Source organism: Mesorhizobium sp. P2_C4 (assembly GCF_056404575.1).
On sequence record NZ_JBFUDT010000001.1, the window covers coordinates 1243762 to 1257397 of the forward strand.

Here is a 13636-nt window from a genome sequence, read left to right on the forward strand (position 1 = left end):
GTTGAACTTCTGCAACGATGTCTTGTGACAAGGAATTGCTAGTGGTCGATGGATGCCGAATCCCAATCTTCCTGGGCGCCGTCATGCTCTCCGGTTCGCCCAAAGCTGGTCGGTACGGTCACCAGCGGAAAATGGTCTATTGAATAATTCTCGAGCAGCGAAAATCCTTCAGCAATCATCACCTCGACATTCTGCCGGACCATGGTCACGTCGAAGGGCAAATGCGCCGCGAACGGATCCCAATCGAAGCTTCCGACAACAATGCGTCCAAGCTCACTTGAGGCCAGTGTCGAAGTGAACCGCAATGTTCCTTCAAGAGCCGTGACGCCGTTGACGAACATACCTGAGGGCAGGTGCCCAAGCTGAGCGTATCGTGCAGCGAGAGACCGGGCAGCATTTGTCGGTGCATACCCGCAGCAGTCAATCGTGCCCGGGCCCGCAACAATCCCGTGGGCTGCCAGGACATCGTGAAAACCCAGCAAACGGCTTCGTGTTGCGTCATCATCGGCAACTCCGCCAAAGAAGAAGAGATCTTCGGTGGAGCCCCCTCGTTCTTTCAGCTTCTGAACAATGGTCTCGGTGAGCGCCCTGGCGCCTCCGTAGTTGTCAGAAACAACTGAGGGAGCGCGGCGGCCAGGAAGGTCGATGTTGATGCACCGGACACCCGCTGCCCGGCACAGATCATTCAGTGGATCGGGGTCGCGAACGCCTGCAAGGAACAGAAACTCGACCTGCTGAGCCAATAGGGTTTCCGTCACGCTCAACTCGTTATCAGGATTGCGATGCGTGCTGACGACGATCGGACACAAGCGGCGGACGCGCGACTCCGCTTCAAAGGCTTCGGCCAATCCGGCGAAGAAGCGATTGCGATAGTGTGGCAAGATCATTCCGGCGAGCCCGGATCGGGAAAGCCGCAATCCTCGTGCCTTGAGGTTGACGGCATAGCCGAGGCGCTCAGCCCAGTCGAGGATCGTCGCTGCGGTTTCCGCCTTGATCCGGTGCTGTTGCCACGAGCCATTGAGGACGAGACTGACCGCTGTCGGAGACGAATTAGCCGCCACCGCGATATCATAAATCGTTGACTTGCGTCGGACAGACTTTCTCGCCATTTGTGACGCTCCCACTGGCAGATGCAGTAGACGCTAGTGCGGGGTCAAGGCAACATCTCTAAATTGCGTCAGCCGCCGGCTTCGGCATTTCGAGAACGCAAAGCGGCGCTGGATGTTGCAAAGGAAATCTTCGCAGTATCGTCGCCCAACGTGCGTGGTAAGACCGCGGCGGCGGAACCCGCGGAGTCTGATTTGACCATGCCTTCTTCTATCACCAAGCGTGCGCTGATCACCGGGGCGGGTGCTGCCGACGGCATCGGCTTTGCCATTGCGCGGCAGCTCGGCCTGGCCGGTCATGCCGTTTTCCTGAACGGTGCCAGCGCGCGCGTACTCGATCGCGCCGCCGCGCTTTGCGCCGAAGGCATCGATGCCAAGGCCGTGGTCGCCGATCTCACCATCGCAGCCGAAGTCGCGCGGCTGCGCGCGGATATCGGCGCTGTCGACATCCTGGTCAACAATGCCGGCATGGGCTCGCTGGCATCGCCCTCGGTCGACAAGGCGTTTCTCGCCATGACCGAGGCCGACTGGGACCAAGGGATCGACGTCAGCCTGAAGACCGCGTTCCTGGTCACCCGGGCGTTTCTGCCGGCGATGGTAGAGGCAGGCTATGGGCGCATCGTCAATGTGGCGTCGGTTACCGGGCCGCTGGTGTCTTTCGAAGGCACCGCTGCCTATTCCGCCGCCAAGGCCGGCATGGTCGGCCTGACGCGCACGCTGGCACTCGAAGTGGCAAAAAGCGGTATCACCGCCAATGCCGTGGCCCCCGGCTGGATCGAAACAGGCTCGTCGAGCGCAATGGAGCGGCAAGCTGCCCTCAACACGCCACCGGCGCGGGCCGGGCGACCGGACGAGGTTGCCGCAGCGGTGGTGTTCCTGGCATCGGAAGGCGCCAGCTACGTCAACGGCGCCCTGCTGGTGGTCGACGGCGGCAACAGCCTTCAGGAGCGCAAGGGCTGAATCCGGAACGACCGGTCATCAGGATCGGTTCGCGGGTTACGCAAAGCATTGGAAACAGCATCGCCAACCGTGCCGCCTGGCTCGGCCAGGCGCGGCCACTCAAACCGTCCTTGATCGATGCGTTTGGAGAACAGGCAAGCGTGGTCGAACGTCCCCGCACGGGATTTGCGGTGGTTCAATTTGACGAAACGATACCGCGGAACGTGTTCGACATCCGGGCAGAGTTGGACTCCTATGCGACGACTTTGGCGATCTCCCGTACCACCCTTGATGAAGTGAAAATGCTTCGCGGCTTGGTCAAGGACTCCTCCAGCTCGCGCGCTTGACACGCTTACGGGCAAGTGGATAAGTGGATACACAAATTCAGGTGAACAAAAGACATGGTAGTAAACTCGATTGAGCCGCTGGGTGCCGCTACTGCCGAGGAAGAGGCGTATCGCCACATTCAGTACGGCCTCAGGACGGGACGCTACCGGGCCGGAGACCGGCTTATCCCTGAGGAGATCGCGACGGAAATCGGGATGAGCCGCATGCCGGTTCGAGAAGCCTTCCGTCGACTCGCTTCCGAAGGTCTTGTGGTCATTCGCCCTAACAGGGGATGCATCGTAGCCGGCCTTACGGTCGACGAAATCTACGAAACGTTCGAAATACGATCGGTCCTTGAAGGGCTGGCGGTAAGGCTTGCCATGCCGCATATCGATGCCGAGGTGCTTGAAGAGCTGGAGCGCCATCTGGACCGTATGGAGCGTGCCAGCCAGACCGGGGGCAGCGACTGGGTCGTGCGCCATCAGGCCTTCCATCTGCAGATTTGCCAGTTGAGCAACCGACCCAAGCTGGTCAGGCAAATTGCCAGCCTGCACGTCGGGATCGAGCCCTACCTGCGCATCTGGTTCGACTATGTCGACAAGCCTGTCAGCGCGCGCGCCGAGCACGAGATTCTGATTGAGGTGCTGCGGTCAGGTGATGCCCAAAAGGCTGAGATCGTCATGCGCGACCATATTGTCGAGACCGCGCCGCTGTTGGCTGACTTCGCAAGTCCTGGCCGCCGCTAGATCAATACCATCAGCAACGGGTCGAAGCCGAGACATAACCGGCACGACCAAAGGGAACTACCACACAATGAGGAGAATGACATGAAAGTGATTCGCATTGCAGCCATTGCAACGGCCTTGCTGGGGCTCATCCACAGCGTCGCGGCACAAGACGCTCCCAAGGCGATTACCATCGCCACGGAAGGAGCCTACGCTCCTTGGAATTTCATAACGGCCGACGGCAAACTGGACGGCTTCGAGGTCGATCTCGCCAATGATTTGTGCGGGCGCATGAAGATCGAATGCAAGATCGTTGCACAGGATTGGGACGGCATGATCCCGGCACTGACCGTCGGCAAATTCGACGTCATCATGGCCAGCATGTTCATCACCGAAAAGCGTCTGAAGGTCATCGATTTCACTCAGCCTTATGCCGTGGACCCCTCGGGCTTCGCGGTCGCCAAGGATAGCGAGTTGGGCAAGCTGGGGGTTTCCAGCCAGAGATTCAAGCTCGAAGATCAGGCCGCGGCGCAAGCCGAAATCGACAAGCTCAAGCCGTTGCTGAAAGGAAAGATCATCGGCGTCCAGGCCGCAACGGCGAACCTTGAATTCCTGAAGAAATACTTTTCCGACGTTGCCGAGATTCGTGAGTACAAAACCACTGAGCAACACGACCTCGACCTTGCCGCCGGTCGCATCGATGCACTCTTCGCGCAACAGACAGCTCTTGCCGCCACACTCAGCAAACCGGAGTACGGCGACTATACGCTCGCAGGACCGGGATTTGTCGGAGGCTTCTTCGGCCTTGGATCCGGTGCCGGCATCCGCAAGGAGGACAGCAAGCTCAAAGAAATGTTCAACGGTGCGATCGATGCCGCCATCGCGGACGGCACGATCAAAACTCTGTCTCTGAAATGGCTCAAGAGCGACGTCACGCCCGTAAAGTAAACGCGTGTCAGCGAGCGGCCATTCCTTGCACTGCGGACTGAGCCGCCCGCCTCGCGGAGGCATTGATGATTGACGCAATCCGGCTGCTTGGCTTCGCGCATGGAGGCTGGGGGCCTGCTCTTCTGATGGCTGCCTCGGTTACCACGCTTCTATCGGTTCTGGGCTTTGCTCTGGGCGCAGTATTTGGCGCACTGGCGGCGGCAGGACGTTTGCACAAGTCTCGTGTGTCGAGGGCTCTGGCTCTCGGCTACTGCACGGTTTTCAGAGGCGTGCCCGACCTGCTGACCATTTATCTGCTCTACTATGGGGGAAGTGTTGTCCTGACCTCGATAGGTCATCTCCTGGGTGGAGCCGGCTTCGTCGGCGTACCAGCCTTCGCGACCGGCACATTGGCCATCGCAATCATTTCGGGTGCCTATCAGGCCGAGGTTTATCGAGGCGCTTACCTTGCGATAGATCAAGGCCAGCACGATGCCGCTTGCTCGCTTGGTCTCAACCGGTTTCAGCGTCTGCGTCATGTCACTTTCCCCCAGCTCCTGCGATACGCGCTGCCGGGTCTTGGCAATGTGTGGCAACTGGTTCTGAAGGACTCCTCGCTAATATCCGTAATTGGTCTGGTCGAACTGATGCGACAGGCGCAGATCGGCGCTGGGTCGACTCGCGAACCGTTTGTCTTCTACATCGCAGCTGCTTTGCTCTACCTGGTTATTGCTTCCGTGACAGGTAATGCCTTTTACCGCTTGGAGCGAAAGACGCCATGGCGGGTGCGTTCGGCATGATTGATTTCGGTTTCTTTGCGGAGATCCTGCCCAAGCTGCTCAGCGGCCTGCCGCTGACGTTGGAACTCGCCCTTACGTCCATTCTGGTCGGCTTTGTTCTCGCTCTGACATTGGCACTCGCCCAACAGTCTGCATCTCGCATCGTCGTTTTGCCCATCCGCGGTTTCGTCGCGCTGTTCCGGGGAACGCCGCTTCTGGTGCAGATATTTCTGACCTACTACGGCATCGGCCAGTTCCGTCCGCAATTGGCCGCAATTGGCCTTTGGGGTGTGTTCCGCGAACCCTATTGGTGCGCTGTAATCGCGTTGACACTGAACACCACCGCTTACGGCAGTGAGATTCTGCGGGGTGGCATTCAATCTGTTCCGCGCGGCCTTGTTGAGGCAGCTCGTTCCTTAGGCTTGTCCAGGTACCAAACGTACCGCCATGTCATTTTGCCACTAGCGTTTCGCCAGGCCTTGCCAAGTTACGGCAATGAAATCGTCCTGATGGTCAAAGGAACCTCTCTTGCCTCCATCGTGACGCTGATGGAGGTGACAGGGATTGCCCAGGGTCTCATTTCGCAAACCTACCGCGCCTTTGAGGTCTTCATGTGCGCCGGCGCAATCTATCTCACCCTAAACTTCGCCGTCATCCGTGCCTTGGCCGCACTCGAATACGCGATGTCGCGGCATCTGCGGCGCATCCCCTCAATGATGAGCGGCGGCGTGGCCTCTTGAGCACGATCGGAAGGGCATAGCATGCGAAATTTTGAGAAACCCACGCGCTCAGTCGTCGTCTCCCGCGAGGCCATGGCTGCAACCTCTCATCCCTCAGCAACCCTGACGGCGATCGAGATCATGGCAGCAGGCGGCAACGCCATGGATGCTGCCATCGCAGCCTGCGCGGTACAGTGTGTGGTCGAACCGGCCTCTACCGGCATCGGCGGCGATTGCTTTGCGCTTTTGTCGCAAAACGGTTCAGACAAGGTCATCGCCTACAATGGATCGGGCAGGACACCCTCGGCGCTGACCGTCGACTGGTTTCTTGATCGCGGCATGACGAAGGTAGACCGCAACTCTCCCGGCTCGGTTACCGTACCCGGAGCAATCGATGCCTGGACTAGATTGCACACAGATCACGGTCATCTGCCCTTCGACCGCATCCTGGCGCCAGCCATCCGTTTTGCCGAGGAAGGCTACGCCATTTCGCCACGTGTCCACAGAGACTGGGCGCTGGAAGAAGAACTTCTGGCCTGCGATGTGACGGCCAGACGGATCTTCCTGCCAAGCGGTCGAGCGCCACGCGTCGGAGAGGTGCATCGCCAGCCGGAATTGGCGGCCACCCTGCGGCTTGTAGCCAGGCAGGGACGAGACGCATTCTACACCGGTCCTGTGGCCGAAGACATGGTCATGTATCTTCAAGGCATCGGAGGGGTGCACACACTCGAAGATTTCGCCACGGCAAAGGGCGAATATGTAACCCCGATAAGCACCGAGTTTCGAGGCTATCAGGTGTATGAGTGCCCGCCAAACGGCCAGGGCGTCATAGCCCTGATGATCCTGAACATTCTTTCCCGCTTCGACGCCAAGGGTGATCCCCAATCCGCAGACAGGCTTCATTTGGAAATCGAGGCGACGCGCCTCGCTTACGCCGCGCGTGACCTGCTCGTCGCGGATCCGGACCATTCCCAAATCCCCGTGGACGACATGCTGTCTGACGCTTGGGCCGACCGCCTGGCCGGTATGATAGACCTGAAGCGCGCGCGCACGGATCTGCCCGCATTCGATATGCCCCTGCACAGCGACACCGTCTACATCTCGGTCGTGGACAGGGACCGCAACGCTGTCAGCTTCATCAATTCGATTTTTGACAGCTTTGGCTCGGGCCTGGTTTCCCCCAAATCCGGCGTCGTTCTGCACAATCGCGGGGAAAGCTTTTCGCTGGAACCCGGGCATCCCAATGCAGTGGGGCCAAACAAGCGCCCTTTGCACACCATTATCCCCGGCTTGCTTGTCAAGAACGGTCGGGCCGAAATGCCTTTCGGCGTGATGGGTGGCTATTACCAGGCGATGGGTCACGCCCACTTGCTTTCGAAAACGCTCGACTTTGGCATGGATCTCCAGGAGGCGATCGATCTGCCAAGGGTCGTTCCCGTCAGTGGTACGATGAACGTCCAGGCCGAACACGGCCTCGACCGTACCACTGCAGCGGAACTTAGCCGACGCGGTTTCGAGATTATTCCTGCAATAGATCCTATCGGCGGTGCGCAGGCAGTCCGCATCGATTGGGCTAACGGGACGCTGCTCGGCGGGTCAGAGCCACGCAAGGACGGTTGTGCTCTCGGACTCTAGAGCGGCCCACGACTGGAGCGAATTCCAAGATGCTGAAGAAACTTCCCATCGACACCTATATGCTTTTGCTACTGGCAACGGTTTTGCTGGCCACCGTGCTTCCCGCATCAGGTCCGGCGGCCAAGTTCGTCTCGCAGCTGAGTTCAGCCGCAGTGGCAATTCTGTTCTTCCTCTACGGCGCAAAACTCAAGACCCAGGCGATCATGGCCGGCATCGCCAACTGGCGCCTGCAACTATTGGTCGTCGCCGCTACCTTCCTGGTGTTCCCCATGCTGGGTTTTGCGCTGGTAACGATTGCAAAACCCTGGCTACCGGACGAACTTGTCTTCGGCCTCGTCTATCTCAGCATCTTGCCGTCAACGGTGCAGTCCTCTATCGCGCTGACAGCGCTGGCGCGTGGCAACGTGCCCGCGGCGATCTGCGCGGCGTCGCTGTCCAACATCCTCGGCGTGATGTTCACGCCGGCCCTCGCAGCGCTTCTGTTGTCGATCAATGGCATGAAGCTCGACGCCAACGCCGTGATCGCAATTTGCGTGCAATTGCTTTTGCCGTTTATCGCCGGTCAAATCATGCGCCCGCTGATCGGTGCGTGGATCGAAAAGAACGCGCTGCTGAGCATGATCGTCGATCGGGGTTCGATCCTTTTGATCGTCTATTCAGCCTTCAGCGCGGGTGTCGTCGCCGGCATCTGGGGCAAAGTTGATGCGTCGACGCTGGCTCTTGTGATAGCGCTCGACCTCAGCCTTCTGATACTTGTCCTGCTCATCCTGAAGAACACGGCCGGCGCAATCGGGCTGACCCGTGAGGATGAAGTCAGCCTGTTGTTTTGCGGATCGCAAAAGAGCCTAGCCAGTGGCGTGCCGATGGCCAACATCTTGTTCGCAGGCCATTCGACAGGCTTCATCATCCTGCCGCTGATGCTCTACCACCAATTCCAGCTGTTCGTATGCGCGACCATCGCCCAGCGCTATGCCGCCAGCTTTGCGGCGCCTTCAAAGCCAGCAAAAGTGTCCGTTTAAGGCAGGGGTCGGGTTCAATGGCACAATTGCGCTCCGACATGCATGTGGGCGGTCGCTCAAGGCGTTGGCCAATCGAAATACCACCTGCTGAGTAAACATTTGAAGCGGTGTCGGCAGCAACGACCAGGGATTGCCAAAAGCGCGTTGTTTTCAGGGTAGGTTCGACGCCGAACTCCCTCTTCAGCATGCTTCTGCAGGTCTCGTATGTCGTGATCGCCCTGTCGCGTTGGCCTCGTGAGATGAGAAGTTCCATCTTCAGACGAGACGATTCTTCCCACGTCAATTCCATGGCCAGCAGGCGAAGGCAGAAATGAAACTCAAAGGTGACCAGCAGACGTCGCGTTCGATCAATCGCCGACTGATCCTCAACCTGCTGCGAAGGGAAGGGGCGATCAGCCGCGCCGAGATCGCCGCGATCACCGGATTGAGCCCGGCGGCGGTGACGTTCGTCGTTTCCGACCTGTTGACCGAGAACATCCTGGTCGAGGGAGAAGCCAGCGTCGGAGCGCCGGGGCGGCGGCCCATCCCGATCAACATCAACTATGCGGGTCGCCTCGTTGTCGGGTTCAAGCTGATGGTGGGTGCGATCGATTGCGTGCTGACTGACCTCGCCACGACACCCCTTGTTTCCAAGCAGGTCGCAGTGCCGGATCAGTCACCGCAGGGCGTGGTCGCTGCCTGTGCCGCTGCCGTCAAGGTATTGCTTGCGGATCGCGATGCGCCGATCGGCGCGCAGCTCAGCGGCATCGGCATCGCGGTGCCTGGCGTCATCGACAATGGCGTTTGCCGGCTCAGTCACCGGTTCAACTGGACCGACGTGCCGATCGCGGCCATGCTCGCCGACCTCGTGAATGTGCCCGTCTGGGCCGACGACGACACCAACGCATTCGCGCTGGCGCAGCAATTGTTCGGCCTCGGCCGACATCACCGCACTGTCGGCGCGCTGGCGATCGGCGCCGGCATCAGTTGCGCTGTGGTGGTCGACGGCGCCGTGCATCACGGCGCGAATGGGGCCGCGGGCAAGATGGGGCACTCCATCTACGATCCGAATGGGCCATTGTGCGAGTGCGGCCGCCATGGCTGCCTTCAAACGTTTTTCTCCGAGCCGGCATTGGTCAAACGGTGGCGTGAGGCGAAAGGCCTCTCACGCGAGGTTGACCGCTACGACATGCTCGAAGCGGCCAAGGCCGGCGACGAGGCGGCGGTGAATTTGTTGCGTGAAGCGGGCGAAGGCATCGGCAGGTTCCTGGGCGGCTTCTGCAACATCATCGATCCGGAGGTCATCGTCGGGGGTGGTGAAGCGGTCAGCTTCGGCGACTATCTCTTCGAGCCTATGCGCAACGCGCTGGGGCGCTATGCCATGTGGGCGCCGCCGCCGATCACGCCGGACTGGGCCCACGATTCCTGGGCGCGGGGCGCCGCTGCCCTCGCTACCCAGAGGCTTTTCGACTTCGAAAGCCGGCCCGGCGAAATCAGGGGCGTTGTGTAGGACAACGGCGTAGTTCCCGCTGTGAGGAAAATTAGTGCCGACAAGCTCCTGCGCGCGAGGAGCCCAGACGCGCGCCCTGCTACTGTCCCGCCACAGACACGCGGATTGCTTGATAACGGCGAGACCATACGGAACGATACGGGAAGATTTCTGATCTTGGCTCACGAGAGCGGGCGATCCTTCTTGGCCGAAGCATGCCGTTTGCGAATTGTCGCAGGCATGCCTTACCGATTTAGTCGTCCGAGGTATGCCTACCGGCGTCTTGCGGTCACAGCCCGGTCGGGCGGGTTCCGCCCCCCGCGTTCAAACCCGGAGACAATCGCCCATGTGGAATCCGATGCCGGAGAAATTATCATACGCCTCGCAGGGCACCATGGCCTCAAGGAAGGAACGCTACGCATGACACCTGACCGGCTGCACCTTCATCGCTTTGATGAACAGGGCATTCGGATTCCGACCTTGAACAGACGGCCGTCCAACGGGTATTGCATGGAAATCAAGCCAACTGAGGAGCACGAGGTGGTGGCTTGCGTTCTACAGAATGATAGGCTCTTCGCCGGCACCATCGCCCAGAACATTGCAGGGTTTGGCCGGCCTCTGGAACGCCGTGGAGCATTACGCATCGATAGCAAAAGGTTGCTCATCAACCGAGATAGGCCCGATGAAGGATATCCGGTTGCTGTTGAAGATTCGCGGGCGTGCCGCTGAAACTGAAACGGCCACGCGACATCACGTGGGCCGCCTGAGCATTTTTCAGCGCGAGTGTGGTAAACTGCTCGATCAGGAGTATGCCGGTACCGTGCTGGGCCAGTCTGCTCAGCACATCCATCAGCCGTTTGACGATCAGCGGTGCAAGGCCGAGCGACATCTCGTCGGCGAGAATGAATTTTGGTTGCGCGACCAGACCTTGGCCGAGCGACAGCATCTGTTGCTGGCCACCAGAGAGCGTACCCGCCCGCTGTTGCTTTCGCTCGCCCAGTTCAGGGAAGATCGTGTAGACTTCCGCGACGGCTTCGGCGGCACCTCTTGCAGACAGCTGAAACCCGGCTGCGTTCAGATTGTCGTCGACGCTGAGGCCGTTGAGTACCCTGTGTCCCTCCGGCACGGCGGCGACGCCAGCCGCGCGGATGGCTTCGGGCGATTTGCCGGTGAGCGGTTTGCCGTCGATTTCGACAGTCCCTGCCGCGATCGGGATCGCACCGGCGAGCGCCAGAACGAGTGAGCTCTTGCCGGCGCCGTTCGGGCCGAGAAGGGCAGTGATCTGGCCGCTTACCAGCGTGAAGGACAGGTCCTTGACGACACGCTTGCCGCCCCGATCAACCGCCAGATCACGAACTGTCAGGGTGCTCATGCGGCGTCTTCCATGCCGAGATAGACGGCGCGGACTCTCTCATCGGTCAGCACGCTGGCGGTGTCGCCAACGGCGATCAACGAGCCAAAATCGAGCACCATGGTTTCCCGACAAACCGCCTGGATCAAGTCGACATCATGATCAATCAGCAGCGTGATGGATCTGGTTGCGTCGTAAATACTGGAGATGACTTGCCGCAATTTCTCGACCTCGCCCTGGGAGAAGCCTGCTCCCGGTTCATCCAGAAGGATCACCCGCGGGCGTCCCACGACGCAGCGCGCGATTTCGATCATCCGACGCTCAAAAGCATTCAACCCTCCAGCCGAGGCTCGGCGTAGCGCCGAGAGCCCAACGAAGTCCAGCGCGGCAGCCGTCGCATTCAGCCGTTCGGCCGCCGACAGTCCGAGTTGGTCAAGCAAGACGAGGACGTTGTCCTCCACCGTCAGTTCGTCCACCACCTGTTCCTTCTGAAAGGAACGGCGCAGGCCCCAGCGAGCCCGCCGATGTGGTTTCATCGGCAGTATGTCGGTGTCCATCATGTGGATTGAGCCGCTTTGGGGCAGAACGAAGCCGGACAATACGTTGAGAAAGGTCGTTTTGCCGGCCCCGTTTGGCCCGATGATACCGCAGACCGGCTGTGTGAGTTCGACAGTGACCGCATTGAGCGCGGTAACTCCCCCGAAGGCAACGGATAGATTCTCGATCGAGATCATGCGCTGCGGTCCGTCTTGCGCAACCGCTTCAAACCATCCGCCAGTTGTCCGGCCAGACCCCTGGGAGCCGTGGAAAGCGCGTGAATAAGGGCAAATCCGAAGATGATGTAGGCCGCGTTGCCGTCCACGCCGAGGTTGTTGAGGAAGGCCGGGAGGAGCCGATAGAGCAGTGCGGCGATCACAGCGCCATACCAGTGCCAGGCGCCGCCGACGACCGTCAGCGCGAAGATCATGACCGATTCCGCGGGCGGGAAAGAGCGTGCATCAAGCAGTTGGAGATTGCCCGCGAGCAAGGCACCCGCAATGCCGGCGAGAAACCCGGAAAGGGCAAAGCCCCATACTTTGTAGAGGGTCACATTGACACCCGCGGCCATGGCGGCGGCCTCGCTTTTGCGAATGAGCGCCCAACCACGGCCGGCGCGGCTGCGTTCATGGATGTCTATCAACAGGAAGCCTACGGCCACCACGATCAGACAATAGCTGAAGAAGGCCGCGTCCGAGTGTGCGATCGCCGGCCGTGGCAGATAACCGATCGCCTTGACTTCGAAACCGGTAAAGCCGCCACCCCCATTGGGGAACTGAATGACATTGATGAGGATACCGAAGCCTCCCGCCGCCATCAACGTGATGAGCGCCAGATAAAGGCCGCGCATTCGTAGCGCCGGATAGGCCAGGATCATGCCGATCATCCCGGCAAAGAGGCCGCCGGCAAGAAGGTTCAGTTCGAATGGCAGTTTGAAGCCATGGCCGAAACGGAGCGCCACCCAGCCGCCGCATCCCATCAGCGAGACCTGGGCCAGAGACACAAGGCCGAGACGCCGGTAAAGGACCGCGATGCTGGCGGAGGTCAGTGTGTAGATCGCCACGGCAGTCAAGACTTTGAGCCATAAAGCGCTGGCGACAAACGGCACCACGATGGCCGCGCCGACGAAAAAAAGCTGCGGTGCATAGCGGCCGGAGGAAAAGCCGGCTGGGCTCATGCCAGACGGTGCCAGAATTCCGGAAAGAGGCTTTTGCGCTGCTTGCATGCTCTCAGTCCTGTCCGGCAAAGGTCAGCCTGCGGCCGCGCTGGAGCCACATCATGGCAAGGATAGCCACGATAAAGGGTGTTGCGACACGGAACGGCGCGAACGGCTTGTAGAGCGTGACCACGCTTTCAAGGACGCCGATGGCAAGGCCGCCGGCAAAAGTCGCGGGTATGGATGTAAGGCGACCGAGGATGGTGGTCGCGATGATGGGAATGACGAGGAAGGTCAGCACCGCAGGGTCAAGTCGCACCAGGGATGCAAACATCAAGCCGGTGAAACCAGCGAGCACGCCTGAAATGCCCCAGGCGATCGTCTCCACCCTGATTACCGGCGTACCCAGGATCGATGCGACCTCACGGTTGTCGGCGAGCGCACGCATCATCAAACCAATACGGGTGCGTAGCAGGAAGACACCCATTCCGATGGTAATGCCGAAAGCCGCGAGCAGTGACAGAATCCGGATTCCGGTGATCCTCAGACCCAGGATCGACATGGAGGCACCGTCGAGGGCGAGTGTCAGCTTGCGCGGTGTAACCACCCACAGGAGGTTCATGGCGCCGAGCAAAGCGAGAGCAAACCCGAGCGTGGCGACCGCCTTGACGATGGGTTCGCGATGCGCGAGACCCGGCGCGATCAGCCGGCCATAGGAGACGGACAGGGCGAGGGCGATGCCGATGCAGGCAACCCAGGCAACGGGCTCGGGCCATTGCCATTCAAGAAGTTGCCATGCGACCATGGCACCCACGGCGCCGATGGCGCCGTAGGCAAAATTGAGCACGCCAGTGGCCCGATTGAGCAGCACCAGTCCAACGCCGCCGAGTGCATAGAGTGCGCCGACGGCAAGGCCGGATACGAGAAACAGGCCAAGGACGTTCATGT

At 60.1% G+C, this 13636-nt stretch carries 15 protein-coding genes; 9 read left to right on the forward strand and 6 right to left on the reverse strand.

The annotated features are described in order from the left end of the window. Positions 1 to 38: 38 nt before the first annotated feature. Positions 39 to 1109 carry a substrate-binding domain-containing protein gene (locus AC1DX6_RS05910; protein ID WP_477311769.1) on the reverse strand — a complete coding sequence of 357 codons (1071 nt, stop codon included), beginning with the start codon at positions 1107 to 1109 and terminating at the stop codon, positions 39 to 41. 198 nt (positions 1110 to 1307) lie between these two features. Here AC1DX6_RS05910 and AC1DX6_RS05915 point away from each other — a divergent pair, with 198 nt between their 5' ends. The 8 genes from AC1DX6_RS05915 to AC1DX6_RS05950 all read left to right on the forward strand — a co-directional run bounded on the left by AC1DX6_RS05915 (position 1308) and on the right by AC1DX6_RS05950 (position 8176). After that, positions 1308 to 2066 carry an SDR family NAD(P)-dependent oxidoreductase gene (locus AC1DX6_RS05915; protein ID WP_477311770.1) on the forward strand — a complete coding sequence of 253 codons (759 nt, stop codon included), beginning with the start codon at positions 1308 to 1310 and terminating at the stop codon, positions 2064 to 2066. A 110-nt stretch (positions 2067 to 2176) separates the two neighbouring features. Then, positions 2177 to 2392: a hypothetical protein gene (locus tag AC1DX6_RS05920; protein WP_477311771.1), complete on the forward strand. Its 216-nt coding sequence runs from the start codon at positions 2177 to 2179 to the stop codon at positions 2390 to 2392. 54 nt (positions 2393 to 2446) lie between these two features. Next, positions 2447 to 3118 (forward strand): GntR family transcriptional regulator, encoded by a 672-nt coding sequence (locus tag AC1DX6_RS05925; RefSeq protein ID WP_477311772.1) that lies wholly within the window; start codon positions 2447 to 2449, stop codon positions 3116 to 3118. A gap of 81 nt (positions 3119 to 3199) precedes the next feature. Then, a complete protein-coding gene (locus AC1DX6_RS05930) occupies positions 3200 to 4045 on the forward strand; it encodes a transporter substrate-binding domain-containing protein (protein ID WP_477311773.1) in 846 nt (281 codons plus the stop codon). 65 nt (positions 4046 to 4110) lie between these two features. Continuing rightward, entirely contained in the window at positions 4111 to 4824 is a 714-nt protein-coding gene (locus tag AC1DX6_RS05935; protein WP_477311774.1) for an ABC transporter permease, read from the forward strand. Beyond that, positions 4821 to 5543 (forward strand): ABC transporter permease, encoded by a 723-nt coding sequence (locus tag AC1DX6_RS05940; protein ID WP_477311913.1) that lies wholly within the window; start codon positions 4821 to 4823, stop codon positions 5541 to 5543. The genes AC1DX6_RS05935 and AC1DX6_RS05940 overlap by 4 nt, the downstream gene beginning before the upstream one ends. 21 nt (positions 5544 to 5564) lie before the next feature. After that, positions 5565 to 7157, forward strand: a complete 1593-nt coding sequence (ggt, locus tag AC1DX6_RS05945) for a gamma-glutamyltransferase (RefSeq protein ID WP_477311775.1) — start codon at positions 5565 to 5567, stop codon at positions 7155 to 7157. 29 nt (positions 7158 to 7186) lie between these two features. After that, on the forward strand, positions 7187 to 8176 hold the full coding sequence (locus AC1DX6_RS05950; RefSeq protein WP_477311776.1) for a bile acid:sodium symporter family protein: 990 nt from the start codon (positions 7187 to 7189) through the stop codon (positions 8174 to 8176). On the opposite strand, the gene AC1DX6_RS05955 is transcribed toward AC1DX6_RS05950, so the two are convergent. Further along, positions 8061 to 8465, reverse strand: a complete 405-nt coding sequence (locus AC1DX6_RS05955) for a bacterial transcriptional activator domain-containing protein (protein ID WP_477311777.1) — start codon at positions 8463 to 8465, stop codon at positions 8061 to 8063. The two genes, AC1DX6_RS05950 and AC1DX6_RS05955, sit on opposite strands and share 116 nt — an antisense overlap. Before the next feature lie 21 nt (positions 8466 to 8486). Here AC1DX6_RS05955 and AC1DX6_RS05960 point away from each other — a divergent pair, with 21 nt between their 5' ends. After that, positions 8487 to 9665, forward strand: coding sequence for an ROK family protein (locus AC1DX6_RS05960; RefSeq protein ID WP_477311778.1), 1179 nt, complete (start codon positions 8487 to 8489; stop codon positions 9663 to 9665). A 643-nt stretch (positions 9666 to 10308) separates the two neighbouring features. Here AC1DX6_RS05960 and AC1DX6_RS05965 read toward each other — a convergent pair. Genes AC1DX6_RS05965 through AC1DX6_RS05980 form a run of 4 tightly spaced genes read right to left on the reverse strand, consistent with a single transcriptional unit; the run spans position 10309 to position 13634 of the window. Beyond that, a complete protein-coding gene (locus tag AC1DX6_RS05965; protein WP_477311779.1) occupies positions 10309 to 11016 on the reverse strand; it encodes an ABC transporter ATP-binding protein in 708 nt (235 codons plus the stop codon). Beyond that, positions 11013 to 11729, reverse strand: coding sequence for an ABC transporter ATP-binding protein (locus AC1DX6_RS05970; protein WP_477311780.1), 717 nt, complete (start codon positions 11727 to 11729; stop codon positions 11013 to 11015). The genes AC1DX6_RS05965 and AC1DX6_RS05970 overlap by 4 nt, the downstream gene beginning before the upstream one ends. Next, positions 11726 to 12757: a branched-chain amino acid ABC transporter permease gene (locus AC1DX6_RS05975; protein ID WP_477311781.1), complete on the reverse strand. Its 1032-nt coding sequence runs from the start codon at positions 12755 to 12757 to the stop codon at positions 11726 to 11728. Before AC1DX6_RS05975 ends, AC1DX6_RS05970 begins: the two co-directional genes overlap by 4 nt. 4 nt (positions 12758 to 12761) lie before the next feature. Then, positions 12762 to 13634: a branched-chain amino acid ABC transporter permease gene (locus tag AC1DX6_RS05980; protein ID WP_477311782.1), complete on the reverse strand. Its 873-nt coding sequence runs from the start codon at positions 13632 to 13634 to the stop codon at positions 12762 to 12764. Positions 13635 to 13636: the final 2 nt, after the last annotated feature.

Bases quoted from the DNA above. Each gene is read 5' to 3' on its own strand.
- AC1DX6_RS05965 (WP_477311779.1), bottom strand. From the start codon at position 11,016: ATGAGCACCCTGACAGTTCGTGATCTGGCGGTTGATCGGGGCGGCAAG.
- AC1DX6_RS05970 (WP_477311780.1), bottom strand. From the start codon at position 11,729: ATGATCTCGATCGAGAATCTATCCGTTGCCTTCGGGGGAGTTACCGCG.
- AC1DX6_RS05980 (WP_477311782.1), bottom strand. From the start codon at position 13,634: ATGAACGTCCTTGGCCTGTTTCTCGTATCCGGCCTTGCCGTCGGCGCA.
- AC1DX6_RS05940 (WP_477311913.1), top strand. From the start codon at position 4,821: ATGATTGATTTCGGTTTCTTTGCGGAGATCCTGCCCAAGCTGCTCAGC.
- AC1DX6_RS05950 (WP_477311776.1), top strand. From the start codon at position 7,187: ATGCTGAAGAAACTTCCCATCGACACCTATATGCTTTTGCTACTGGCA.
- AC1DX6_RS05935 (WP_477311774.1), top strand. From the start codon at position 4,111: ATGATTGACGCAATCCGGCTGCTTGGCTTCGCGCATGGAGGCTGGGGG.
- ggt (WP_477311775.1), top strand. From the start codon at position 5,565: ATGCGAAATTTTGAGAAACCCACGCGCTCAGTCGTCGTCTCCCGCGAG.
- AC1DX6_RS05975 (WP_477311781.1), bottom strand. From the start codon at position 12,757: ATGCAAGCAGCGCAAAAGCCTCTTTCCGGAATTCTGGCACCGTCTGGC.
- AC1DX6_RS05955 (WP_477311777.1), bottom strand. From the start codon at position 8,465: ATGGAATTGACGTGGGAAGAATCGTCTCGTCTGAAGATGGAACTTCTC.
- AC1DX6_RS05930 (WP_477311773.1), top strand. From the start codon at position 3,200: ATGAAAGTGATTCGCATTGCAGCCATTGCAACGGCCTTGCTGGGGCTC.
- AC1DX6_RS05915 (WP_477311770.1), top strand. From the start codon at position 1,308: ATGCCTTCTTCTATCACCAAGCGTGCGCTGATCACCGGGGCGGGTGCT.
- AC1DX6_RS05910 (WP_477311769.1), bottom strand. From the start codon at position 1,109: ATGGCGAGAAAGTCTGTCCGACGCAAGTCAACGATTTATGATATCGCG.
- AC1DX6_RS05925 (WP_477311772.1), top strand. From the start codon at position 2,447: ATGGTAGTAAACTCGATTGAGCCGCTGGGTGCCGCTACTGCCGAGGAA.
- AC1DX6_RS05960 (WP_477311778.1), top strand. From the start codon at position 8,487: ATGAAACTCAAAGGTGACCAGCAGACGTCGCGTTCGATCAATCGCCGA.